This window comes from Streptomyces sp. NBC_01537 (assembly GCF_045040445.1).
Classification (GTDB): Bacteria; Actinomycetota; Actinomycetes; order Streptomycetales; family Streptomycetaceae; genus Actinacidiphila.
Window position 1 is genome coordinate 2,716,127 of record NZ_CP109392.1, and the last position, 22,209, is coordinate 2,738,335.

Sequence of the window (22,209 nt, forward strand, 5' to 3'; positions counted from 1 at the left end):
GAGCGCGTAGACAGTGTCTACGCGCCGGTCAGGCGCCGACTTCCCAGTACGCGTAGTCGTAGTCGTACCCCGGGGCTATCTCCAGCTGAATCGTGCCGTCGTCGGTGTCGGGGACGATGACGACGACCGTGGTGCTCAGTGTTCCGTCGGGCTTCAGGTCGCCGGTGAAACCGTCGTCCATGGACATGTCCTGCAGGGGGTCGTCATCGTCGGAGTCGGCGTAGGCGTTGATCTCGCTGCCGTCGAGGTCCGAGGTGCTGTCGCCGTTGTTCACCACCGTGACGGTGAAGGTCAGCGCACTGCCGCCGTCCGTGACGCCCTCCAGGGCGGAAGTGGGCTCGACCGAGGTGACCGTGACCACGAGACCGTCGTCGTAGGTGGCGCCGCTCCCCTCGTGCAGGGGGTCGTCGTAGTAGCCGCCGTCGGCGCTGATGGTGTCGCCGCTGCCCTCGTCGAGGCCGTCGAAGAAGCCGGTCATGATGCCGGTGACGAAGAACGCGATCATCGCGGCCGAGACGAGGCTGGACACGATGCCGAGGATCAGCCCGGTGAGTGCCTGCGAGCGGTTGGTGGCCTCGCCGCGGTTGGCGAGGCGGAGCCCGATGATGCCGAAGACGATCGCGGCGATGCCCAGGGGGAGCCCGAGGACGGCGCCGAAGCAGGCTATGCCGAGGACGGCACCCACGATGCCGAGGACCATCGCGGTGGTGCCGAAGCCGTTGCGCGCGGTCGGCGGGGGCCAGACGCCGTAGGGGGACATGGGGTAGCCGGGGTAGCCCGGGTAGCCGCCGTAGGGCGGATACGGCATCGGCTGGCCGTAGGGAACGCTGCCCGGCGGCGGGGGCGGGGGCATGGCCGATGATCCGAACTCCGGCCCGGGAGGGAAGGCCGGACCGGGGACCGGGGGCGGTCCGCCCGCCGGGGACGGTCCGCCCGCCGGGGCGTCGGCACCGGGCAGGGCGAAGCCGGTGGGCGCCTCGGGCAGCCCGGGCGACGGGGGCAGAGGGGAAGGCTTGGCAAGCCCGACCGGCTGGGCGGCGGGCGCCGGTTCGGCATCGGCCGGCGCGGCGTCGGCCGGAGCCGCGGCCACCGGAGCCGCATCCGCGGGCATCGGCGCGGGCGGCGGCGCGGGCTGCTCCCGCTCGGGCTCCGCCGGGGGTGCCCAGGGGTCGCGCGGGGCGGGGTTATCGGGCTTGTCTGGCTCGTCGGACTCGGACATCTGCGCCTTCCTCTGCTACGTCGGGCAATGCTATGGCCTGCGTCTGACACCGGGCGCGATCAATTCCGCGATTACGATGAGCGGGCAGCCGCAGCCCCGGCCGAAGCCCGCAGGAGGATCACCGCATGCCCGACACCGCGACCGCCCTCGCCCCCTTCATCGCGGGGCTTCCCAAGGCCGAGCTCCACGTCCACCACGTCGGCTCCGCCTCCCCCCGGATCGTCGCCGAACTGGCCGCCCGGCACCCGGACTCCAGGGTCCCGGCCGACCCGGCCGCGCTCGCGGAGTACTTCACCTTCAAGGACTTCGCGCACTTCGTCGAGATCTACCTCTCCGTCGTCGACCTGATCCGCGACGCCGAGGACGTACGGCTGCTGACCTACGAGGTCGCCCGCGACATGGCCCGCCAGAACATCCGCTACGCCGAGCTGACCGTCTCCCCCTACAGCTCGGTACGGCGCGGCATCCCCGACGTCGCCTTCATGGAGGCGATCGAGGACGCCCGCAAGGCGGCCGAGTCCGAGCTCGGCGTCGTCCTGCGCTGGTGCTTCGACATCCCCGGCGAGGCCGGGCTGACCGCCGCCGAGGAAACCGCCCGCCTCGCGGTCGACCTGCGGCCCGAGGGGCTGGTGAGCTTCGGCCTCGGCGGGCCCGAGATCGGTGTCCCGCGCCCCCAGTTCAAGCCGCACTTCGACCGCGCGATCGCGGCCGGCCTGCGCAGCGTGCCCCACGCGGGCGAGACCACCGGACCGGAGACGATCTGGGACGCGCTGAACCACCTGCGCGCGGAGCGCATCGGCCACGGCACCAGCGCCACCCAGGACCCGCGCCTGCTGGAGCACCTCGCCGAGCACCGCATCCCCCTGGAGGTCTGCCCGACCTCCAACATCGCGACGCGCGCGGTGCGCACGCTGGACGAGCACCCGATCAAGGACATGGTCGCGGCCGGCGTCCTGGTCACCATCAACAGCGACGACCCGCCGATGTTCGGCACCGACCTCAACACCGAGTACGCGGTCGCCGCCCGCCTCCTGGACCTGGACGAGACCGGCCTGGCCGCCCTGGCCAAGAACGCCGTCGAGGCCTCCTTCCTGGACGCCCCCGGCAAGGCGCGGCTCGCCGCCGAGATCGACGCGTACACGGCATCGTGGTCATCCAGGCCGTAGCCCATCGCGGCGATCCGTACCGGTACCGCGAGAACACCCTGCCCTCGCTGCGCAGCGCCGTGCGCGCGGGGGCGGACGCGGTGGAGATGGACGTACGCCTCACCGCCGACGGCGTACCGGTGCTTCTGCACGACCCCACGCTGAAGCGGCTGTGGGGCGGCCGGGACACACTCGCCGAGGTCACCGCCGACCGCCTGCCCGCCGGGATCCCCGCCCTGCACGCCGCGCTCGCCGCCACCGAGGGCGCCCGAGCACTGCTCGACCTCACCGAGGCCGCCTCGGTGGCCCCGGTGCTGGCCGCCGTGCGCGATGCCGGGGCCCAGGAGCGTACGTACTACTGCGGCGAGGCCGACGCCATGCTCGCGGTACGGGACCGGGACCCGGCCGCCGAGATCGCGCTGACCTGGAAGACGGCGGCGCCGCTGCCCCCCCTGCTGCTGGCGGAGGTGCGGCCGCGCTGGATCAATCCGCGCTTCGGGCTGGTGACCGCCGGACTGGTCGGGTGGGCGCACGGCCACGGGCTGCTGGTGGCGGCGTGGACGGTGGACACCCGGCGCGTCATGCGCAGGCTGGAGCGGCTCGGCGTCGACGCGATCACCACCAACCGGATCGGCGTCCTGCGCAGGCAGCTCATGGCGGACGACGCGGACAAGACCGACGACGTCAACGGCCCACCAGCTGCTCCCACTCGTTCTCCAGCTCCGGGCGCTCGGCGGCGGTGATGTCGCGGGCGATGAAAAGCCGCTTGCGCATGCTGTCGTCCGGGAAGATCAGCGGGTCCTCGGCCAGCGCCGCCGTGTCCTTGTCCTTGCTGGAGGCGAGCACCTCGCGGGCCGCAGGGACCGGGCAGACGTAGTTGACCCAGGCGGCCAGCTCGGCGGCGACCTCGGGCTCGTAGTAGTAGTCGATCAGCCGCTCGGCGTTGCGCTTGTGCTCGGCCAGGTTGGGGATCATGAGGCTGTCCGCCCACAGCTCGGCGCCCTCGTCGGGGACGACGAACTCTATGTCCGGGTTGTCCGCCTGGAGCTGGATCACGTCGCCGGAGTAGGCCTGGCAGGCCAGCACATCGCCGGACGACAGGTCCTTGGTGTAGTCGTTGCCGGTGAAGCGGCGTATGTGATTACCGCTCACCAGAGTCCGCAGCTGGTCGATGACCTTGTGGAAGTCGGACACCTTCCAGTGCCGGATGTCGACACCGTTGCCCTGCATGAGCAGCGCGAAGGCCTCGTCCATCCCGGACAGCAGGGTCACCTGCCCGCGCAGGTCGTCCGCCCACAGGTCGGACACCTGCCTGATCTCGCGGCCGAGCGCCTTGCGGTTGTACGCGATCCCGGTGATGCCGGACTGCCACGGCACGGTGTACTTGCGGCCCGGGTCGAAGGCCGGATCGCGCAGCAGCGGGTCCAGGTATTCGGTGACATGCGGCTGCCGGGCCCGGTCCATCTGCTGAACCCAGCCGAGACCGACGAACCGGGCGCACATCCAGTCGCTGATGACGATCAGATCCCGCCCCGGGTCGTGGTGGGTCATCAGGGTGGGGCCGATCTTGCCGAAGAACTCGTTGTTGTCGTTGATCTCCTCGGTGTATTCGACCTGAATGCCGGTGTGCTTCTCGAAGGCCTCCAGGGTCGGCCGCCGCTTCGCGTCGTCCTCGTCCACATCGATGTAGAGCGGCCAGTTCGCGAAGGCGATCCTCTTGTCGGTGGCCGACCGGTCCTGCGCGGCGCGCCTGTTCGCCGCGATGTAGGCGGGCGGCACCCCGCATCCGGTCAGCGCCGCGAGCATGCCCACCAGCGCCGTACGTCGAGTGAGATCAGCCATGCGCGCAAGCCTGGGGCCTGAACATCACCCTGTGCAACCGCCGATCCGTCAGCGCCGGCCGCGCGCCTCTGACAATGTGTCGGCCGTGGGACACAACACCGGACATCTCATACGCCGCCTGCGCACCGCCGATCCGCGCGTCGTGGACACCGGCATCGCGGTGCTGGTGCAGCTCGCGGTCACCATGCCCTTCGTCATTCCGCGCACGCCGCAGCTGCCCCCGGTGTCATGGGCGGCGTACGGCATGACCACGCTGGGCGTCCTGCCGCTGGTCTGGCGGCGGAAGGCGCCCATCACCGTGCTGGCCGCCATCTCGGCGGCCCAGTTCCTCTACAAGGCGGTGCTGGACGGGCCCGGGCAGCCCATGCCGTACGCGGGGCTGATCGCCGTCTACACCGTCGCCGTGCTCTCGCCGCCACGGCCGCGCCTCGCGATGCTGGTGATCGCCATGCCTGTGATCACCATCGGGGTACGGCTCAACACCGGGGAGGTACGGGAGCTGCTCTTCACGCTCTTCGTCTTCTTCGGCGCCTACGTGCTCGGCCGCAGCAGGCTGCGCGCGCAGCGCGTGGAGGCCGAGCAGGCGGCGGCCCGCGAACGCGCCAGGATCGCCCGGGAGATGCACGACATCCTGTCCCACTCCGTGGCCCTGATGGTGGTCCAGGCCGAGGCCGGGCCGATCGCGGTGCGGGCCGCACCGGAGCGGGCCGAGGCCGCCTTCGAAGCGATCTCGGAGACCGGGCGGGAGGCCATGACCCAGCTGCGCCGGATCCTCGGCGTGCTGCGCGAGGACGCGCCCGGCTCCGCCCCCGGTCCGCGCGAGCCGCAGCCGCTGCTGGCCGAACTGCCCGCGCTGGTGGAGCGGGTGTCCGGCAGCGGCACCCCGGTCTCGTACGCCACCACCGGCGAGGTGCGGCCGCTACCGCTCGATGTGCAGGCCACGGCCTTCCGTATCGTCCAGGAGGCGCTGACCAACGCCGTGCGGCATGCATGCGCAAGCCGGATCACGGTCCGCCTCGGCTACGGCACGGATGTGCTCGCCCTGACCGTCACGGACGACGGCCGCGGTCCGGCGGGAGGCGCCGCGGTCCCGGGCCACGGTCTGATCGGTATCCGCGAACGCGCCGTCGCGCACGGCGGCACCGCCCGCACCGGCCCGGGTCCCGGCGGGCAGGGCTTCGAGGTCGCGGCGTCGATTCCCCTCGTAGAATCCCGGCAGGGGGTGGGGAGTTGACGATCCGTGTGGTGGTGGCCGACGACCAGGAACTGGTGCGCAGCGGCTTCGCGATGATCCTGGACGCACAGCCGGACATCGAGGTCGTCGCCGAGGCGGGCGACGGCGCGGCGGCGGTGGAGGCGGTCCGCCGCCACTCCCCCGAGGTCGCCCTGCTCGACATCCGGATGCCGGGCACCGACGGCATCGAGGCCTGTCGTGCGATCTGCGCCGCGTTCGCATGCCGTGTGGTCATGCTGACCACCTTCGACTCCGACGAGTATGTCTACGAGGCGCTGCACGCGGGTGCCAGCGGCTTCCTCCTCAAGGACGTCCGCCGCGACGATCTCGTGCACGCCGTACGGGTCGTGGCGGCCGGCGACTCGCTGCTCGCCCCCTCCGTGGCCCGACGGCTGGTCACCGACTACACCCGGCGCGGCCGGCGCCCCTCCCCCGACCACCGCCGCCGGCTCGATGTGCTGACCACCCGGGAGCGCGAGACCCTGGAACTGCTCGGCCGGGGGCTGTCCAACGCGGAGATCGCGGCGGCGCTGGTGGTGAGCGAACACACCGTCAAGACGCATGTCAGCAGCGTCCTGTCGAAGCTCGGACTGCGCGACCGCGTACAGGCGGCGATCTGCGCGTACGAGACCGGGCTGATCGCCGCCGGAGATCCCCCGTAGGAGGGAGCCGCCCGCCCGGGAAGACCGCTCGCTCCGGCGATCCGCGGCGGCCCGGTGATCAACAGGATGGGAGTCGTCAGCAAGCAGCACTCACCGACTTCCCCTCCGGAGACCGCAGATGAGCTCCCGCACCCGCCGCACCGCCCTCGCCGCCGCCCTGGCTCTCGCCGTGGTGACCGGCCCCGCCGTCCCCGCCCTGGCCTCCTCCCCTCGGGCAGCCGCCGCACCGGCGTCGGCCCTGGACACCGCCGCCCTCTGGCAGGCCATCGCCGACCTGCCCGCCGCCGACGCCACGGCCGCCGTCGTCCGGGTCTCCGGCCGGGACGGCACCTGGCGCGGTGTCAGCGGCGTCCACGACATCGCGACCGGCCGCAAGGCCATCGCCGACGGCCGCTTCCGCGCGGGCAGCGTGACCAAGGTCTTCACGGCCTCCGTCGTCCTCCAGCTCGTGGCCGAGCACCGCGTCGCCCTCGACCGTCCCGTACAGGACTACCTGCCGGGCCTCTTCCCGGCCGACCGGCCGTCCATCACCGTCGCCCAGCTGCTCAACCACACCAGTGGCATCCAGCCCGCCGACATCCCGGGCGACACCTTCGCCGACTGGTACGCCAACCGCTTCGACTCCCACACACCTCAGGAACTGGTCGCCTCAGCCGCCGCCAAGCCCCTGGAGTTCGCCCCGGGCACCGCGCAGCACTACCTGAACATCAACTACACGGTCCTCGGCCTGCTCATCGAGAAGCTCACCGGCACCTCCTACGAGCACCAGGTCCAGCGGCGCATCCTCACCCCGCTCCACCTGCGCGACACGTACTTCCCCGGCGACGACCCGCGCATCCTCGGCCCGCACAACCTCGGCTACCAGACCACCGACTCCGGCCTGGTCGACGTCACCGACTGGAATGTCACCGAGGGCTGGGCCGCCGGCAACATCATCTCCAGCGCCGCCGACCTGGAGCGTTTCACCACCGCTCTCTTCAGCGGCCGCATCGTCCCCAAGGCCCAGTTCCAGCACATGCTCCAGGTCCCGGACGGCATCGACGGCGCCGCCTACACCATGGGCATGTCCCGCATCGTGCTCCCCGACGGCACGGTCGCCTACGGCAAGTCCGGTGAGCGCTGGGGCTACTCCACGGTCGTCGCCGCGACGCTCGACGCCCACGGCCGTATCGACCGCACACTGGTCTTCTCGGTCAACTCGACCGACGCAAAGTCCAAGACCGGCAACCCCCGGACGCTGCCGATCGTCCTCGCCGCGCTGGAGGGTCAGGCCGCGAGGCCGTACGTCTCCAAGCGCTTGATCATCCTGCGCAGGCCGTACAGCGGGATGACGCCGAAGACGCCGAACGACATGTCGATCACCGTCCACCAGAACGGGATCCCCCGGATCGGTCCGCAGATCAGCGCCAGCGGGATGATCCCGCCGCACGCGATCATCCCGAACTCGACCACCCAGATGTTGCGGACCGGATCCCGGTACACCCCGTAGAACGCCACCGCGATCACCAGATGCGCGAACGCCAGCCAGTCCGTCCCGTACAGCACGAACGGGTACTTGGCGTCGGTCGCCTCCAGGCCTTCCCTGACCCGGGAGATCCAGTCGCCGAGGCCAGCCGGCAGGCCCATCCCGTCCAGCCAGCGCACTTCGTGGACGAGGGGGAAGGCGGTCAGGCCGCTCAGCACGAGGCAGACGACGAACACGACCAGCCAGACACGTATGCGCCGCTCAAGGGCGGCGGCTCTTCGGTCCTCCATGATCGCGAGCGTACGCCCGCCTGCGCGGCGGTTTTAGGGCGGGTCAGTCGTCCTCGAAGTCGTCGGTGGTCAGGGTCAGTCCCACGACGGTGTCGGTGAGGTCGAGCGGCTTGCCGAAGGTGACGGTCACCTCGTCCTTGTACTCGCTGTCCACCGGATTGGTGATGATGTCCCAGTGCTGCCTGCATTGCGGCGGCAGGAAGATGGAACCCCCGACGATCTCGACCTTGTAGCCCTCGGGGACCGGCATCTGCTCCAGACGGTCGAACAGCACGTCCAGAGTCAGCATGTCGCTCTCGGCCATATCGATCCCGTCGGTCAGCGTCTGCGCAGCCGCGTGGTCCAACGAAGCGACCGGGGGCCGGGTCACGTCCGTGACCCGGCCCCCGTCGCGTTGCCGGATCAGCCGTCCAGGGACGTCATGACGTGCTTGATGCGCGTGTAGTCCTCGAACCCGTACGCCGACAGGTCCTTGCCGTAGCCGGACTTCTTGAAGCCGCCGTGGGGCATCTCCGCGACGAGCGGGATGTGGGTGTTGATCCACACACACCCGAAGTCCAGCCGCTTCGACATGCGCATCGCGCGCCCGTGGTCCTTGGTCCACACCGAGGAGGCGAGGGCGTAGTCGACGCCGTTGGCCCACTCCACCGCCTGGTCCTCGTCGGTGAAGCGCTGGACGGTGATGACGGGCCCGAAGACCTCGTTCTGGATGATCTCGTCGTCCTGCTTGAGGCCGGAGACGACGGTGGGGGCGTAGAAGTAGCCGACTTCGCCGACGCGGTGGCCGCCGGACTCGATCTTGGCGTGCGCGGGAAGCCTCTCGACGAAGCCGGTGACCTGGGCCAGCTGGTTGGCGTTGTTGAGCGGCCCGTACAGGACGTCCTCGTCGTCGGCGGCGCCGGTCTTGGTGTCGGCGGCGGCCTTGGCGAGGGCGGCGACGAACTCGTCGTGGATGGAGTCCTGGACGAGGACGCGGGTGGCGGCGGTGCAGTCCTGGCCGGCGTTGAAGTAACCGGCCACGGAGATGTCCTCGACGGCCTTGGCGATGTCGGTGTCGGCGAAGACGACGACCGGGGCCTTGCCGCCGAGCTCCAGGTGGACGCGCTTGACGTCCTTGGAGGCGGACTCGGCGACCTGGATGCCGGCGCGTACTGAGCCGGTGATGGAGGCCATCGCGGGGGTGGGGTGCTCGACCATGGCGCGGCCGGTGTCGCGGTCGCCGCAGATGACGTTGAAGACGCCGGCCGGCAGAACGGAGCCGAGGATCTCGGCGAGCAGCACGGTGGAGGCCGGGGTGGTGTCGGAGGGCTTCAGAACCACCGTGTTGCCGGCGGCGATGGCCGGGGCGAACTTCCACACGGCCATCATCATCGGGTAGTTCCAGGGCGCGACCTGCGCGCAGACGCCCACGGGCTCGCGGCGCACGATGGAGGTCATGCCCTCCATGTACTCGCCGGCGGAGCGGCCCTCCAGCAGGCGGGCGGCGCCGGCGAAGAAGCGGATCTGGTCGACCATCGGCGGGATCTCCTCGCTCGCCGTGAGGCCGAGCGGCTTGCCGGTGTTCTCGCTCTCCACCGCGACGAGCTCGTCCGCCCGGGCCTCGATCGCGTCGGCGATCTTCAGCAGCGCCTTCTGCCGCTCGGAGGGCGTGGTGTCGCGCCAGGCCGGGAACGCCGCGGCGGCCGCGGCCATCGCCGCGTCGACGTCGGCGGCTGCGGACAGCGGGGCGGTCGCGTAGACCTCGCCCGTGGCCGGGTTGACCACATCCGTGGTCCGCCCGTCAGCGGCGTCGCGGAATTCTCCGTTGATGTAGTTGCGCAGATTACGGAGCTCGCTCACTGCAACCTCTCCCTGTCCTGTGTCCGATCGGTGAGACAGACCCCAGCCTAGCCGTAACACTGCCGTATTCGACATACCTGCCACTCCGAAACAATGGAATCCGCGCCATTGGACCCTCTTAACCACGAATTTCATCGATCGGGGGTTGCGTGACGGCCGACCTCTCATGCACAGTGGGGCACGTGGCCACTCGCACTCCGGATCCCAAGAGCACCGCCAACGGCACCGCTCCGGCGATCGACTCCGTCTCCAAGGCGATCATCGAACAACTGCAGGAGGACGGCCGCCGTCCCTACGCCGCCATCGGCAAGGCCGTGGGCCTTTCCGAAGCGGCCGTGCGACAGCGCGTCCAGAAGCTGCTCGACCAGGGCGTCATGCAGATCGTCGCCGTCACCGACCCCCTCACCCTGGGGTTCCGTCGGCAGGCGATGGTCGGCGTCAACGTCCAGGGCGACATCGAACCCGTCGCCGACGCGCTGGCCGAGATGGAGGAGGTCGACTATGTCGTCGTCACCGCCGGCTCCTTCGATCTGCTGATCGAGGTCGTCTGCGAGGACGACGATCACCTTCTGGAGACCATCAACAAGCGGATCCGCACGCTGCCCGGCGTGCGGTCCACCGAGAGCTTCGTCTACATGAAGCTCCGGAAGCAGACCTACACCTGGGGAACCAGATAGCCATGACGAACGCGGACCTCTCCAAGACCGCGTACGACCACCTGTGGATGCACTTCACCCGCATGTCGTCGTACGAGAACGCCCCTGTGCCGACCATCGTGCGCGGCGAGGGCACGTACATCTACGACGACAAGGGCAAGCGCTACGTCGACGGCCTGTCCGGCCTCTTCGTCGTCAACGCCGGCCACGGGCGCCACGAGCTCGCCGAGGCCGCCTACAAGCAGGCCCAGGAGCTCGCCTTCTTCCCGGTGTGGAGCTACGCCCACCCCAAGGCCGTAGAGCTGGCCGCGCGGCTGGCGGACTACGCCCCCGGCGACCTCAACAAGGTCTTCTTCACCACCGGCGGCGGCGAGGCCGTCGAGACCGCCTGGAAGCTCGCCAAGCAGTACTTCAAGCTCGTCGGCAAGCACACCAAGTACAAGGTCATCTCCCGGGCCGTCGCCTACCACGGCACCCCGCAGGGCGCCCTGTCCATCACCGGCCTGCCGGCTCTCAAGGCCCCCTTCGAGCCGCTGGTCCCCGGCGCGCACAAGGTGCCCAACACCAACATCTACCGCGCCCCGATCCACGGCGACGACCCCGAGGCCTTCGGCCGCTGGGCCGCCGACCAGATCGAGCAGGAGATCCTCTTCGAGGGCCCCGAGACCGTCGCGGCCGTCTTCCTGGAGCCCGTGCAGAACGCCGGCGGCTGCTTCCCGCCGCCGCCCGGCTACTTCCAGCGGGTGCGCGAGATCTGCGACCAGTACGACGTGCTGCTGGTCTCGGACGAGGTCATCTGCGCCTTCGGGCGGCTCGGCACCATGTTCGCCTGCGACAAGTTCGACTACGTCCCGGACATGATCACCTGCGCCAAGGGCATGACCTCCGGCTACTCCCCCATCGGCGCCTGCATCATCTCCGACCGCATCGCCGAGCCCTTCTACAAGGGCGAGAACACCTTCCTGCACGGCTACACCTTCGGCGGCCACCCGGTCTCTGCCGCCGTCGGCATCGCCAACCTCGACATCTTCGAGCGCGAGGGCCTCAACCAGCACGTGCTCGACAACGAGGGCGCCTTCTTCGACACCCTCAAGAAGCTCCACGACCTCCCGATCGTCGGCGACGTGCGCGGGAACGGCTTCTTCTACGGCATCGAGCTGGTGAAGGACAAGGCCACGAAGGAGACCTTCACCGACGAGGAGACCGAGCGCGTCCTCTACGGTTTCCTCTCCAAGGCCCTCTACGACAACGGCCTGTACTGCCGCGCCGACGACCGTGGCGACCCGGTCGTGCAGCTCGCGCCGCCGCTGATCTCGGACCAGGCCGTCTTCAACGAGATCGAGGGCATCCTGCGCTCGGTGCTCACGGAGGCCTGGACCAAGCTCTGAGCGGTCCGCCGAAACGACGGGAACGGGGCCCGGGGCACGCATTGCGTGCCCCGGGCCCCGTTCCCGTCGTTCACCCGGTGTGGAAAAAGTGAACACCGCGGCCGTGGCCCCACCGGACAACGATGTGCTGTGGGCCCGCGCCCTGCGGCACACGTACAACGGCTCACCCGCGCTCCTCGGCGTGTCGATCGGCGTGCGCGAGGGAGAGATCCTGGGCGTTCTCGGCCCGCACGGCGCGGGCAAGAGCACGCTTCTGCGCTGCCTGGCCGGACACCTGCTGGCGGAGCAGGGCGAGGTGTGGTTCAACAGCGCCCCGGTCCACACCCTGCGCCGGGCCGCCCGCGAGCGGCTGCGCCGCGAGCGCTTCGGGTGGATCGGGGCGACGGCGCAACTGCTCCCGGAGCTGACGGTGCGCGAGAACGCGGCGCTGCCGCTGCTCCTGCGCGGCACCCCGCACCGCAAGGCCAAGGACACCGCCCAGGAGTGGCTGGAGCGGCTGGACATCGGCGCGCTCGCGCGCAAGCGGCCGGCGCAGCTGCTGCAGGCGGAGCGGCAGCGGGTGGCGATCGCGCGGGCACTGGCGAACCGGCCCGAGGTGGTGTTCGCCGATGAGCCGACGGCGCCGCTGCACCGCGCGGACCGCGCGCAGGTGCTGCGCATGCTGGACAGCGCCGCGCGCTCGCACGGCATCACTGTGGTGCTGGCCAGCGGCGACCCGGAGGTGGTGGCGCAGGCCGACCGGGTCGTCATGCTCGCCGACGGGCGCATGGTGTCCGGGCTGCCGCAGCAGGAGAACCGGGAGGGCGCCGCGCCGTGCTCAGCCTCCGTGTAGCGCGGGGCTCGCGGCCCGCGGTGCTGCTGCGCCGCGCCGCGGTCACCGTGACCGCTGCGGGCACCGGCTTCCTGCTGCTGGCCGCGCTCGCACATGCCGCCTTGCACCCCGGACGTACGGGCGGCTCGGCGCTGCGGCTGGCGTGGTGCGTGGTCCCCTTCGCGCTCACCGCGTATCTGGCGGTGCTGGTCGCGCGTACGGAGCCGAGCTGCCGCCTGTCCGCCGGTCAGCCGCTCGCCCTGGGGAGAGTACGGGCCCTGGGCGCGGCGACGACGGCCCTGAGCTGCGCGCTGGGCAGCGTGGTCGCCCTGACGGCCTTTCAGGGGCCGGTGCCATTGGCGGGGGCACTGACGCTGCTGGTCCTGCTGCCGGTGGTGGCCGCCGGCGCGGCGGCCCTGAGCCTGCGGCCGCCGCGTCCCGCGAAGGCCCCGGGCGGGCTGCCGTGGGGGGCGGCCCTGATCGCGATCGGCGTGGCGGTGGAGTTCTCCGCCGGCTCCGGGCCCGGGGTGCCGCTTCCCGGCGGGCTCGGCCGCGTCGCGCCCGCCGTGCTGTGCGGCTGGGCGCTGACCTCCGCCGGGCTGGTGCTCGCCGGGCCCGGGCTAGTGCACGTCTGCGGCCGGCTGCTCGCGGCCTGCCGCCCGGGCGTGCTGCGGCTGATCGCCGGACGGGCCCTGCAGGAGGACGCCCCACGCATCGGCCGCCCGCTGGGGGTGCTGTGCGCCGTCGCCTCCGCGCTCTACGCCACCGGGGCCGTCGCCCGCGTCCGCCCCGCCGGGCCGCTCACCGCGTTCGGCATCGGCCTGGTCCTCCTGGCCGCGCTTGCCGCCGCCCTCACCGCCGTGGTCGAGGCCGGCCAGGCCCGACTGCCCGCGACCGCCGCCCTCACCGGGCTCGGCGCCCCGGCCTCGCTGCTGCGGGGTGCGGCGGCGCTGCGTACGGGCGTCGTGCTCGCGGCGGCCGTATCGGCGACGTGGGCGGTGGCGGAGCTGGCCGGGCTGCGGCTGGGCGCCTGACCGGATCCGGTCACGCGAAGAGGGGATGGAACGCTCCCGAGGCGACGCTGGCCGCCAGCGCCACCACCGCGACCAGCGCCGCGCCGGCGATGAGCGCGGCGTCGGCGCGGCGGAAGTACTGGCGCCGGGCCGACGTGCGCACCGCGCCGGAGTCGAAGCCCCGCGCGTCCATCGCCACGGCGAGCCGTGTGCCGCGCCGGATCGCGCCGACCAGCAGCGTGAAGGCGGCGGAGGCGAACAGCCGCAGCCGGGCCACCGGGTTACGGCCCGGTTCGACGCCACGGGCGCGGCGCGCAAGGGTGATGAGCCGCCATTCCTCGCCCAGGAGCGGGACGAGCCGCCAGGCGGCCAGCGTGCCGATGGCGAAGCGCGCTGGGAGGCGGGCGTTCTGGATGAGCGCGTCGGCGAGGTCGGTGGGGTCGGTGGTCGCGAAGGCGATGATCCCGGGCAGGGCGACCGCGAACAGCCGCAGCGCCAGGGCGAGCGCGGACATGGCGATGTGCTCGCGGTCCTGCGCGAACAGGAACAGTGTCAGCACCGCCCCGAGCACGCTCACCATCAGCGGCCAGGCCCGGCGTGCCAGCGTCGTGTACCGGATGCCGAAGAGCGGGACGACCGCCAGTTCGGCGGCGAGCGCCACGGCGGGGGCGACCGGGTCCAGGCTGACCACCAGGGCGAGGGTGAGGACGGCCGCCGCCGCGAGCTTCGCGGCCGGATTGCGGGAGGCCAGGTTCACTGGACCGCCTCCAAGGGGCGGGTGGCGAGCGGTAGTTCGCGGGCGCCCATCGCGGTGGTGAAGTCCGGGTCGTGGGTGACGGCGACGATGCCGTGCCCGTCGTCTCGCAAGCCGGCCAGGAGGGCGACGAGTTCGGTCCACGTACGCCGGTCCTGGCCGAAGGTCGGCTCGTCGAGGATCAGCAGCCGGGGCGCGGCGGCCAGGGCGGTCGCGACGCTGAGGCGGCGCTGCTCGCCCCCGGAGAGGGTGTGCGGATTGGCCTCGGCGAGCGCGTCGAGGCGCAGCCGTACGAGAAGTTCGTCCACGCGCGCCGGATCCGCCGCGCCCAGCGCCAGTTCGTCCCGTACCCGCGCCGTCACGAATTGGTGGGCGGGGTTCTGGAACACCGAGCCGATGCGTCCGGCCAGTGCCCGGGCCCGCCACTTGTGCGGCGGCTTGCCGCTGTCGGCGCCCGCGAGGGCGGCGGTGGCGGTGACCGGGCTGCCGGCCGGCTTGCGCAGACCGCCCAGCTGGAGGGCGAGGGTCGTCTTACCCACTCCGTTGGGGCCGGTGACGGCCAGGGCCTCGGCGGCGCGGACCTCGATATCGCCCTTGCGCAGCAGCGCTTCGCCGGGCGCGGTGCGCGGCATGCGCAGCTCGGGCGGACGGCCCGGCACCCACACGCCGTCCGCGGCCAGTTCGTCACCGTACTCGGTGAAGATCCGCCCGGGCGGTCCGTCGGCACGGATGCCGCCGCCGGGCTCCAGCACGATCACCCGGTCCAGCAACGGCACCAGCTCGGCGACCCGGTGCTCGACGATGATCATCGTGGTGCCGTCGAGCCCGGCCAGGGCGCCGCGCACCAGCCGTGCGCCGTCCGGGTCGAGGTTGGCGGTGGGCTCGTCGAGCAGCAGCAGTGCGGGCCGGGACACGAGGGCGCCCGCGAGCGCGAGCCGCTGCTGCTCGCCGCCGGAGAGCGCGGCGACCGGCCGGTCCCGGCCGTACGGGAAACCGACCCTGCGCAGCGCGTCGTCGACGAGCGGCCAGATGCGCTCGGCCGGAGTGCCGGTGTTCTCCAGTCCGAAGGCCACGTCGTCGCCGGCCCGGGCCATGACGAGCTGGGACTGCGGGTCCTGGAAGACGATGCCCGTCCGCTCCCGGACCTCGATGGTGCCCTCGCGTTCGCCCGACTCCGGCGGCAGCAGCCCCGCGAGCGCGGCAAGCAGCGTCGACTTGCCCGCCCCCGAAGGGCCGAGCAGCGCGACCCGCTCGCCGTGCGCGATGTCGAGGTCGACGCCGCGCAGCGCCCAGCGGCGCCGCCCGGCGTGCCGGTGGCCGAAGCCCCGGAGGCGTACGACTGTCATACGAGCCAGAGCCTCAGACCGCGACGCGCTCCCGCCCGGACGGGAACGGGTCGAGCGCTCCGGTCTGGGCGAGGGACTTGGTCAGCGCGAGGCTGCCGAGCCCGGCGATCACGGCCGAGCTGGCGATGACCAGCGCGGCGTACGCGGTCTTCCAGCCGGTGCCGGTCGTCGGGTAGTAGAGCACGATGTCCAGCAGCGCCGCCGCCGCACCGGCCAGCACACCGCCCGCCAGCGCGGTGGGCCAGCGCCAGCTGCGATAGGCGGAGAGCGCGAAGCCGAACTCGCCGGCCAGGCCCTGCAGCACTCCGTACAGCAGCGTGACCAGGCCCCACGGGGAGCCGAAGAAGGTCGCGACGGTGGCGGCGACGACCTCGCAGAAGATGCCGGCGCCGGGCTTGCGGATCACCAGCGGGCCGAGGACCGCCGGCACCAGCCAGACGCCGTACAGGACGGCCCGGCCGGGCAGGGGTATGGCGTTGGCCGCGCCTTCCCACAGGGTGTTCCAGGCCCAGAAGATGACGCCGAACGCGGCGCCGAGGACGGCGGTGACGACGATGTCGACGGTCCGCCAGCGATTGCTGCTCATGGTGATGACTCCCTTCGCCGGCATTACCCGGATCAGGTTCGAGGGTCTGCGGCCCACCGTTCGATGACGGCGCCGCACTCTCAGCGCTGTGTGCGCTCCCCTGTCGGAATGTTCTTTTGTACTGTTGTGCGATCGTGCGCTGCGAACTGTAGCAGCGCAGGTCAGCGCTCGGAAGCCGCCAGCTGCCCGCACGCCCCGTCGATCTCCTGGCCCCGGGTGTCCCGGACCGTCACCGGCACCCCGTGCGACTCCAGGGCCGCCACGAACGCCCGCTCGTCCTCCGGACGCGACGCCGTCCACTTCGAGCCGGGCGTCGGGTTGAGCGGAATCAGGTTGACGTGCACCCGGTGGCCCTTGAGGAGCCTGCCGAGCAGATCGGCGCGCCAGGCCTGGTCGTTGATGTCCTTGATCAGCGCGTACTCGATGGAGATACGGCGGCCCGAGACGTCCGCGTAGTGCCACGCGGCGTCCAGCACCTCCCGTACCTTCCAGCGGGTGTTGACCGGCACGAGAGTGTCGCGCAGCTCGTCGTCAGGCGCATGCAGCGAAACCGCGAGGCGGCACTTGAAGCCCTCGTCGGCGAAGCGCAGCATCGCCGGGACCAGGCCGACCGTGGAGACCGTGATGCCGCGCTGCGACAGTCCCAGACCGTCCGGCTCGGGGTCGGTGAGGCGGCGGATGGAGCCGACGACGCGGTTGTAGTTGGCGAGCGGCTCGCCCATGCCCATGAAGACGATGTTGCTCAACCGGGCGGGCCCACCAGGGATCTCGCCATCGCGCAGCGCGCGCATGGCGGCCACGATCTGGTGCACGATCTCGGCCGTCGACAGATTGCGGTCCAGGCCCGCCTGGCCGGTCGCGCAGAACGGGCAGTTCATGCCGCAGCCGGCCTGCGAGCTGATGCACATGGTGACCCGGTCCGGATAGCGCATCAGCACGGACTCGACGAGCGTGCCGTCGAAGAGTCGCCACAGCGTCTTGCGGGTCGTGTCGTCGTCGCACGAGATGTGCCGGACGACCGACATCAGCTCGGGCATGAGGTCGCTCGCCAGTTTGTCGCGCGAGGCCGCCGGGATGTCGGTCCAGGCCGCGGGGTCGTCCGCGTACCGCGCGAAGTAGTGCTGCGAGAGCTGCTTCGCGCGGAACGGCTTCTCGCCGAGCTCGGCGACCGCCTCCTTGCGCTCTGCGGGAGTGAGGTCGGCGAGGTGCCGCGGGGGCTTCTTGGCACCGCGCGGCGTGACGAAAGTGAGTTCTCCGGGCTTAGGCATAACGCCTACCAGTCTCCCACAGCCCGGAAACCGCTCGGCCCGGCGCTCAGCCGGCTCCCACGAAGACCACCAGCAGCAGCCAGACCACCGGCGCCGTCGGCAGCAGGGAGTCGAGGCGGTCCATGATGCCCCCGTGCCCCGGCAGCACCTTGCCCATGTCCTTGATGCCGAGGTCGCGCTTGATCATGGACTCGCCGAGGTCGCCCAGCGTCGCACTGGTGGCGACGGCGAGGCCCAGCAGCAGGCCCTGCCACCACTGGCCGTCCTCGATGAGGAAGTGCATCAGCAGGGCGCCGGCCGTCATGGCGAAGGTCACCGCGCCGACGAGGCCCTCACGGGTCTTGCCGGGGCTGATGCGCGGGGCGAGCTTGTGGGTGCCGAAGCGCCAGCCGACCGCGTACGCGCCGGTGTCGCTGATCACCGTGAGGACGAGGAAGACGAAGACCCGCCAGGCGCCGTCGTGAGCGGCCAGCATCATCGAGACGAAGGTGGCCAGGAAGGGCACGTAGAAGGCGGCGAAGACGCCCGCCGTGACGTCCCGCAGATAGTTCTCGGGCGGGTCGGTCATCCGCCACACCAGGATCGCGAGGGAGGTGAGGGCCATCGCCACCCAGGCGCCCTCGGCGCCGCGCGCGTATCCGGCGACGACCATGGCGGCGCCGCCGACGGCGAGCGGGATGATGGGGGCGTGGATCTCCTTGCGCTCGGAGAGCCGTGAGGTGAGCTCCCAGAGGCCGACGACGACGGCCACGGCCACGACGCCGACGAAGGCCGCCTTGACGACGAAGAGCGAGGCGATGATCACCGCGCCGAGGCCGACCCCGACTCCTATCGCCGCCCGCAGGTTCCGGCCCGCGTTCTTCTTGGCAGGGCCTTGCCCGCCGTCCCCCGGCTCGGGGCGCTCGGCGGGGGCGGGCCCGGGCTGGGGGGCCTCGTCGCGGAACAAGGGGCCGCTCAGCTGAGCAGCCCCTTCGTTCTCGCCTCCCCAGGAGCCGGCGCGTGGCGAAGCTCCCCAGGAAGAGTCGTTCACGGAGATTCGCCTCGCGTTTTCGTTCCGGCCGTCAGGAGAGGGCGTGAGATGAGTACAGCAGATGATCAGACTTCGAGCAGCTCGGCTTCCTTGTGCTTGAGCAGCTCATCCACCTGGTGAACGTACTTCGACGTGGTGTCGTCGAGCTCCTTCTCCGCGCGGCGCACCTCGTCCTCACCGCTCTCGCCGTCCTTGACGAGCTTGTCGAGGGTCTCCTTGGCCTTCCTGCGCACGCTGCGGATGGAGATCTTGGCGTCCTCGGCCTTGGTGCGGGCGACCTTGATGTAGTCCCGGCGGCGCTCCTCCGTCAGCTGCGGGAAGACCACCCGGATGATGCGGCCGTCGTTGCTCGGGTTGACGCCGAGGTCGGAGTCGCGGATCGCCTGCTCGATATTGCGCAGCGCGGAACTGTCGAATGGCGTGATGACGGCCATCCGCGGCTCGGGGACCGCGAAGGAGGCCAGCTGGTTGATCGGGGTCAGGGCGCCGTAGTAGTCGGCGACGATCTTGTTGAACATCGCCGGGTGGGCACGGCCGGTGCGGATCGCGGCGAAGTCATCCTTGGCGACCACGACGGCCTTCTCAAACTTCTCCTCTGCCTCAAGGAGGGTTTCTTCAATCACCATGTGCTCCGTTTTCAGAAGGCGGGGTCTCGCCCCTGCGCGCGTCTTTACCTGCACGGTGTCCGACCGGCAGCGTGTTGTCCATCCCCGTAACGAGCCGTCACGGCCCTCGCTCAGCCGCGAGAGCCCTGCTCGTTGACGAGCGTGCCGATCTTCTCACCCTTCACAGCCCGCGCGATGTTGCCCTCCGCGAGCAGCTCGAAGACGAGGATCGGAAGCTTGTTGTCCTGGCACAGCGTGATCGCCGTCAGATCCGCCACACGCAGGTCGCGCGCCAGGACGTCGCCGTACTCCAGAGCGTCGAACATGACCGCGTCCGGGTTCTTGCGCGGGTCGGAGTCGTACACCCCGTCGACCCCGTTCTTGCCCATCAGCAACGCCTGCGCGTGGATCTCCAGGGCGCGCTGCGCAGCGGTGGTGTCGGTGGAGAAGTACGGCATGCCCATGCCCGCGCCGAAGATGACGACGCGGCCCTTCTCCAGGTGGCGTACCGCGCGCAGCGGGATGTAGGGCTCGGCGACCTGGCCCATGGTGATGGCGGTCTGCACCCGGGTCTCGATGCCCTCCTTCTCCAGGAAGTCCTGGAGGGCGAGGCAGTTCATGACGGTGCCGAGCATGCCCATGTAGTCGCTGCGCGCGCGGTCCATGCCGCGCTGCTGCAGCTCGGCGCCGCGGAAGAAGTTGCCGCCGCCGATGACGATGGCGATCTCGTAGCCCTCCCGGACGACCGCGGCGATCTCCCGGGCCATGGTGTGCACGACGTCGGGGTCGACGCCCAGTCCCCCTCCTCCGGCGAAGGCCTCACCGGACAGTTTGAGCAGGTACCGGCGGTGGGTGCTGTCTTCCATGGGGTTCTCCTCGTGCACGTACGAAGAAGGCCATTGCCGCTCGGGTCCGTGATCGTTCCCTGTACGGCAATGGCCTCCTCGTCACAACTGCGGTCGGCAGGATCGGCGGCCGACTGCTACGACCCTATAGGGGCCGTCGGTCTGTCGGTGTCCTGGGACTCGACGGGGGTCGGGTCTCAGACACCGACGCGGAAGCGGGCGAAGCGCTTCAGCGTGACGCCGGCCTCGTCCAGGACCTTCTGGACGGTCTTCTTGCTGTCCTTGGCGAAGGACTGCTCCAGGACCGCGTTCTCCTTGACGTAACCGGTGACGCGGCCCTCGACGATGCGGGCGAGCGCGGCCTCCGGCTTGCCCTCCTCGCGCGCGGTGGCCTCGGCGACGCGGCGCTCGTTCTCGAGCACGTCGGCGGGGATCTCCTCGCGGGAGAGGAAGGTCGGGGCGAAGGCGGCGATGTGCTGCGCGACGTCCTTGGCGACCTCGGGGTTGGGCTTGTCCAGCTCGACCAGCACGCCGACCTGCGGGGGCAGGTCCGGGCTGGTGCGGTGCAGGTAGGAGGCGACGAAGCCGTCGGCGAACTGCGCGAAGCGGTCCAGGACGATCTTCTCACCGAGAGTGGCGTTGGCCTCGTCCACGAACGCCTGGACGGTCTGGCCCGCGTTGATCTCGGAGGCGAGCAGCGCCTCGATGTCGGCCGGCTTGCTCGCGGCGACGTGGGTGGCGATCGCGTCGGCGACGGCGACGAACTTGTCACCCTTGGCGACGAAGTCGGTCTCGCACTTCAGCTCGACGAGGACGCCCTCGGAGTTGTCGGCGGCGATCAGGGAGACGACGGCACCGTTCGAGGCCGAGCGGCCCTCGCGCTTGGTGACGCCCTTCTGGCCCTTGATGCGCAGCAGCTCGACGGCCTTCTCGAAGTCGCCCTCGGCCTCTACGAGCGCGTTCTTGCAGTCCATCATGCCGGCGGCGGTCAGCTCGCGAAGCTTCTTGACGTCGGCGGCGGTGTAGTTCGCCATGGTCTGTGAGTCTCTTCTCGGAAAGTCGGTGAAACCGGTGAATCCGGTGGTGGTACGGGTTGACGGCGGGGGCCGGAGCCCCCGCCGTCATCAGCCGTGTTCTCTCAGCGGAGGCTGAGGTCAGGCCTGCTCGGCCTCGTCGGCGGCGGGCGCCTCGGCGGTCTCGGCAGCGGCCTCGGTGACCTCGGCGGCCGGGGCCTCAGCAGCTTCGGCGGCGGGGGCCTCAGCGGCGGCCTCGGCGGCCGCGGGGGCCTCCTCGGCGTCAGCCTTCTTGTCGCCCTCCAGGAGCTCGCGCTCCCAGGCGGCCAGCGGCTCGGCCTCGGTCTTGTCGGCACCGGTCGCGACACCGGAACGGGCGATGAGGCCCTCGGCGACGGCGTCGGCGATCACGCGGGTGAGCAGCGTGACGGAGCGGATCGCGTCGTCGTTGCCCGGGATCTTGTAGTCGACCTCGTCGGGGTCGCAGTTGGTGTCGAGGATCGCGACCACCGGGATGCGGAGCTTGCGCGCCTCACCGACGGCGATGTGCTCCTTCTTGGTGTCCACGATCCAGACGGCGCTGGGCACCTTCTGCATCTCACGGATACCACCGAGGGTCTTCTCCAGCTTGTCCTTCTCGCGGGAGAGAACCAGGAGCTCCTTCTTGGTGAGGCCGGAGGCGGCCACATCCTCGAAGTCGATCTCCTCGAGCTCCTTCAGGCGCTGCAGGCGCTTGTAGACGGTCGAGAAGTTGGTGAGCATGCCGCCCAGCCAGCGCTGGTTGACGTAGGGCATGCCCACGCGCGACGCCTGCTCGGCGATGGCCTCCTGGGCCTGCTTCTTCGTACCGACGAACATGATGGAACCGCCGTGGGCGACGGTCTCCTTGACGAACTCGTAGGCGCGGTCGATGTACGACAGCGACTGGAGCAGGTCGATGATGTAGATGCCGTTGCGCTCCGTGAAGATGAAGCGCTTCATCTTCGGGTTCCAGCGGCGGGTCTGGTGACCGAAGTGGACGCCGCTTTCCAGCAGCTCCCGCATCGTGACGACGGCCATGGCCGTACTCCTAGAGATTCTCGGTTCCGCGTCCGCCGGACGGCGGTCGCGCCTGACACCCCGACGCGCCGTGCCACGGAAGGGAATCCTCCGGGACCGAGGAGCGCGGCCACCGTGCCGGTGAGGGAGCGGTGGCGGG

22 protein-coding genes, 1 pseudogene and 1 riboswitch are annotated in these 22,209 nt (G+C 70.9%); of the genes and pseudogenes, 9 read left to right on the forward strand and 14 right to left on the reverse strand.

The window, feature by feature from the left end; genetic code table 11:
• Positions 1-28: 28 nt before the first annotated feature.
• A complete protein-coding gene (locus tag OG607_RS12435) occupies positions 29-1,219 on the reverse strand; it encodes a DUF4352 domain-containing protein (RefSeq protein WP_405722526.1) in 1,191 nt (396 codons plus the stop codon).
• A gap of 125 nt (positions 1,220-1,344) precedes the next feature.
• Between OG607_RS12435 and OG607_RS12440 the strand changes: the two genes are divergently transcribed.
• Positions 1,345-2,385: an adenosine deaminase gene (locus OG607_RS12440; RefSeq protein ID WP_405722528.1), complete on the forward strand. Its 1,041-nt coding sequence runs from the start codon at positions 1,345-1,347 to the stop codon at positions 2,383-2,385.
• Positions 2,364-3,107: a glycerophosphodiester phosphodiesterase gene (locus tag OG607_RS12445; RefSeq protein ID WP_405736711.1), complete on the forward strand. Its 744-nt coding sequence runs from the start codon at positions 2,364-2,366 to the stop codon at positions 3,105-3,107. The genes OG607_RS12440 and OG607_RS12445 overlap by 22 nt, the downstream gene beginning before the upstream one ends.
• Here the strand turns inward: OG607_RS12445 and OG607_RS12450 are convergent.
• The gene (locus tag OG607_RS12450) at positions 3,049-4,206 is read right to left on the reverse strand and encodes a spermidine/putrescine ABC transporter substrate-binding protein (RefSeq protein ID WP_405722530.1); all 1,158 of its coding nucleotides are present in this window, start codon (positions 4,204-4,206) and stop codon (positions 3,049-3,051) included. The two genes, OG607_RS12445 and OG607_RS12450, sit on opposite strands and share 59 nt — an antisense overlap.
• An 85-nt stretch (positions 4,207-4,291) precedes the next feature.
• Between OG607_RS12450 and OG607_RS12455 the strand changes: the two genes are divergently transcribed.
• The 3 genes and pseudogenes from OG607_RS12455 to OG607_RS12465 form a co-directional block, all read left to right on the forward strand.
• Entirely contained in the window at positions 4,292-5,440 is a 1,149-nt protein-coding gene (locus OG607_RS12455; RefSeq protein ID WP_405722533.1) for a sensor histidine kinase, read from the forward strand.
• Positions 5,437-6,102 (forward strand): response regulator, encoded by a 666-nt coding sequence (locus OG607_RS12460; RefSeq protein ID WP_405722535.1) that lies wholly within the window; start codon positions 5,437-5,439, stop codon positions 6,100-6,102. The genes OG607_RS12455 and OG607_RS12460 overlap by 4 nt, the downstream gene beginning before the upstream one ends.
• Positions 6,103-6,220: 118 nt before the next feature.
• A pseudogene (locus OG607_RS12465) lies at positions 6,221-7,252 on the forward strand (serine hydrolase domain-containing protein); the annotation flags it as partial.
• A gap of 116 nt (positions 7,253-7,368) precedes the next feature.
• Here the strand turns inward: OG607_RS12465 and OG607_RS12470 are convergent.
• Genes OG607_RS12470 through OG607_RS12480 form a run of 3 tightly spaced genes read right to left on the reverse strand, consistent with a single transcriptional unit; the run spans position 7,369 to position 9,696 of the window.
• Entirely contained in the window at positions 7,369-7,857 is a 489-nt protein-coding gene (locus OG607_RS12470) for a hypothetical protein (RefSeq protein ID WP_405722537.1), read from the reverse strand.
• A 43-nt stretch (positions 7,858-7,900) separates the two neighbouring features.
• On the reverse strand, positions 7,901-8,227 hold the full coding sequence (locus OG607_RS12475) for a hypothetical protein (RefSeq protein ID WP_405722539.1): 327 nt from the start codon (positions 8,225-8,227) through the stop codon (positions 7,901-7,903).
• A 32-nt stretch (positions 8,228-8,259) separates the two neighbouring features.
• Positions 8,260-9,696: a gamma-aminobutyraldehyde dehydrogenase gene (locus tag OG607_RS12480; protein WP_405722541.1), complete on the reverse strand. Its 1,437-nt coding sequence runs from the start codon at positions 9,694-9,696 to the stop codon at positions 8,260-8,262.
• A 182-nt stretch (positions 9,697-9,878) separates the two neighbouring features.
• Between OG607_RS12480 and OG607_RS12485 the strand changes: the two genes are divergently transcribed.
• The 4 genes from OG607_RS12485 (at position 9,879) to OG607_RS12500 (ending at position 13,585) form a co-directional block, all read left to right on the forward strand.
• Positions 9,879-10,373, forward strand: a complete 495-nt coding sequence (locus tag OG607_RS12485; protein WP_405722543.1) for an Lrp/AsnC family transcriptional regulator — start codon at positions 9,879-9,881, stop codon at positions 10,371-10,373.
• Positions 10,374-10,375: 2 nt separating this feature from the next.
• Positions 10,376-11,740: an aspartate aminotransferase family protein gene (locus tag OG607_RS12490; RefSeq protein WP_405722545.1), complete on the forward strand. Its 1,365-nt coding sequence runs from the start codon at positions 10,376-10,378 to the stop codon at positions 11,738-11,740.
• A gap of 88 nt (positions 11,741-11,828) precedes the next feature.
• The gene (locus tag OG607_RS12495; protein ID WP_405722547.1) at positions 11,829-12,572 is read left to right on the forward strand and encodes an ABC transporter ATP-binding protein; all 744 of its coding nucleotides are present in this window, start codon (positions 11,829-11,831) and stop codon (positions 12,570-12,572) included.
• Positions 12,554-13,585: a hypothetical protein gene (locus OG607_RS12500; protein ID WP_405722549.1), complete on the forward strand. Its 1,032-nt coding sequence runs from the start codon at positions 12,554-12,556 to the stop codon at positions 13,583-13,585. The genes OG607_RS12495 and OG607_RS12500 overlap by 19 nt, the downstream gene beginning before the upstream one ends.
• 10 nt (positions 13,586-13,595) lie before the next feature.
• On the opposite strand, the gene OG607_RS12505 is transcribed toward OG607_RS12500, so the two are convergent.
• From OG607_RS12505 to rpsB, 9 genes are all read right to left on the reverse strand, one after another.
• Positions 13,596-14,321 carry an energy-coupling factor transporter transmembrane component T gene (locus OG607_RS12505; protein ID WP_405722550.1) on the reverse strand — a complete coding sequence of 242 codons (726 nt, stop codon included), beginning with the start codon at positions 14,319-14,321 and terminating at the stop codon, positions 13,596-13,598.
• Positions 14,318-15,664: an ABC transporter ATP-binding protein gene (locus OG607_RS12510; protein ID WP_405722553.1), complete on the reverse strand. Its 1,347-nt coding sequence runs from the start codon at positions 15,662-15,664 to the stop codon at positions 14,318-14,320. Before OG607_RS12510 ends, OG607_RS12505 begins: the two co-directional genes overlap by 4 nt.
• Before the next feature lie 13 nt (positions 15,665-15,677).
• Positions 15,678-16,250: an ECF transporter S component gene (locus OG607_RS12515; RefSeq protein ID WP_405722555.1), complete on the reverse strand. Its 573-nt coding sequence runs from the start codon at positions 16,248-16,250 to the stop codon at positions 15,678-15,680.
• Positions 16,243-16,362: riboswitch (TPP riboswitch) on the reverse strand. Its footprint overlaps the gene before it by 8 nt.
• Positions 16,363-16,411: 49 nt before the next feature.
• Complete coding sequence (rlmN, locus tag OG607_RS12520; protein WP_405722557.1) at positions 16,412-17,518, reverse strand: 23S rRNA (adenine(2503)-C(2))-methyltransferase RlmN; 1,107 nt, start codon at positions 17,516-17,518, stop codon at positions 16,412-16,414.
• 46 nt (positions 17,519-17,564) lie between these two features.
• Entirely contained in the window at positions 17,565-18,548 is a 984-nt protein-coding gene (locus tag OG607_RS12525; protein ID WP_405722560.1) for a phosphatidate cytidylyltransferase, read from the reverse strand.
• A gap of 65 nt (positions 18,549-18,613) precedes the next feature.
• Positions 18,614-19,171 (reverse strand): ribosome recycling factor, encoded by a 558-nt coding sequence (frr, locus tag OG607_RS12530; protein ID WP_329321898.1) that lies wholly within the window; start codon positions 19,169-19,171, stop codon positions 18,614-18,616.
• 113 nt (positions 19,172-19,284) lie between these two features.
• Entirely contained in the window at positions 19,285-20,019 is a 735-nt protein-coding gene (pyrH, locus tag OG607_RS12535) for a UMP kinase (RefSeq protein WP_329311827.1), read from the reverse strand.
• Between the two features lie 176 nt (positions 20,020-20,195).
• Positions 20,196-21,032, reverse strand: coding sequence for a translation elongation factor Ts (gene tsf, locus OG607_RS12540; protein WP_405722562.1), 837 nt, complete (start codon positions 21,030-21,032; stop codon positions 20,196-20,198).
• A gap of 120 nt (positions 21,033-21,152) precedes the next feature.
• The gene (rpsB, locus tag OG607_RS12545) at positions 21,153-22,070 is read right to left on the reverse strand and encodes a 30S ribosomal protein S2 (RefSeq protein WP_405722565.1); all 918 of its coding nucleotides are present in this window, start codon (positions 22,068-22,070) and stop codon (positions 21,153-21,155) included.
• Between the last annotated feature and the right edge of the window lie 139 nt (positions 22,071-22,209).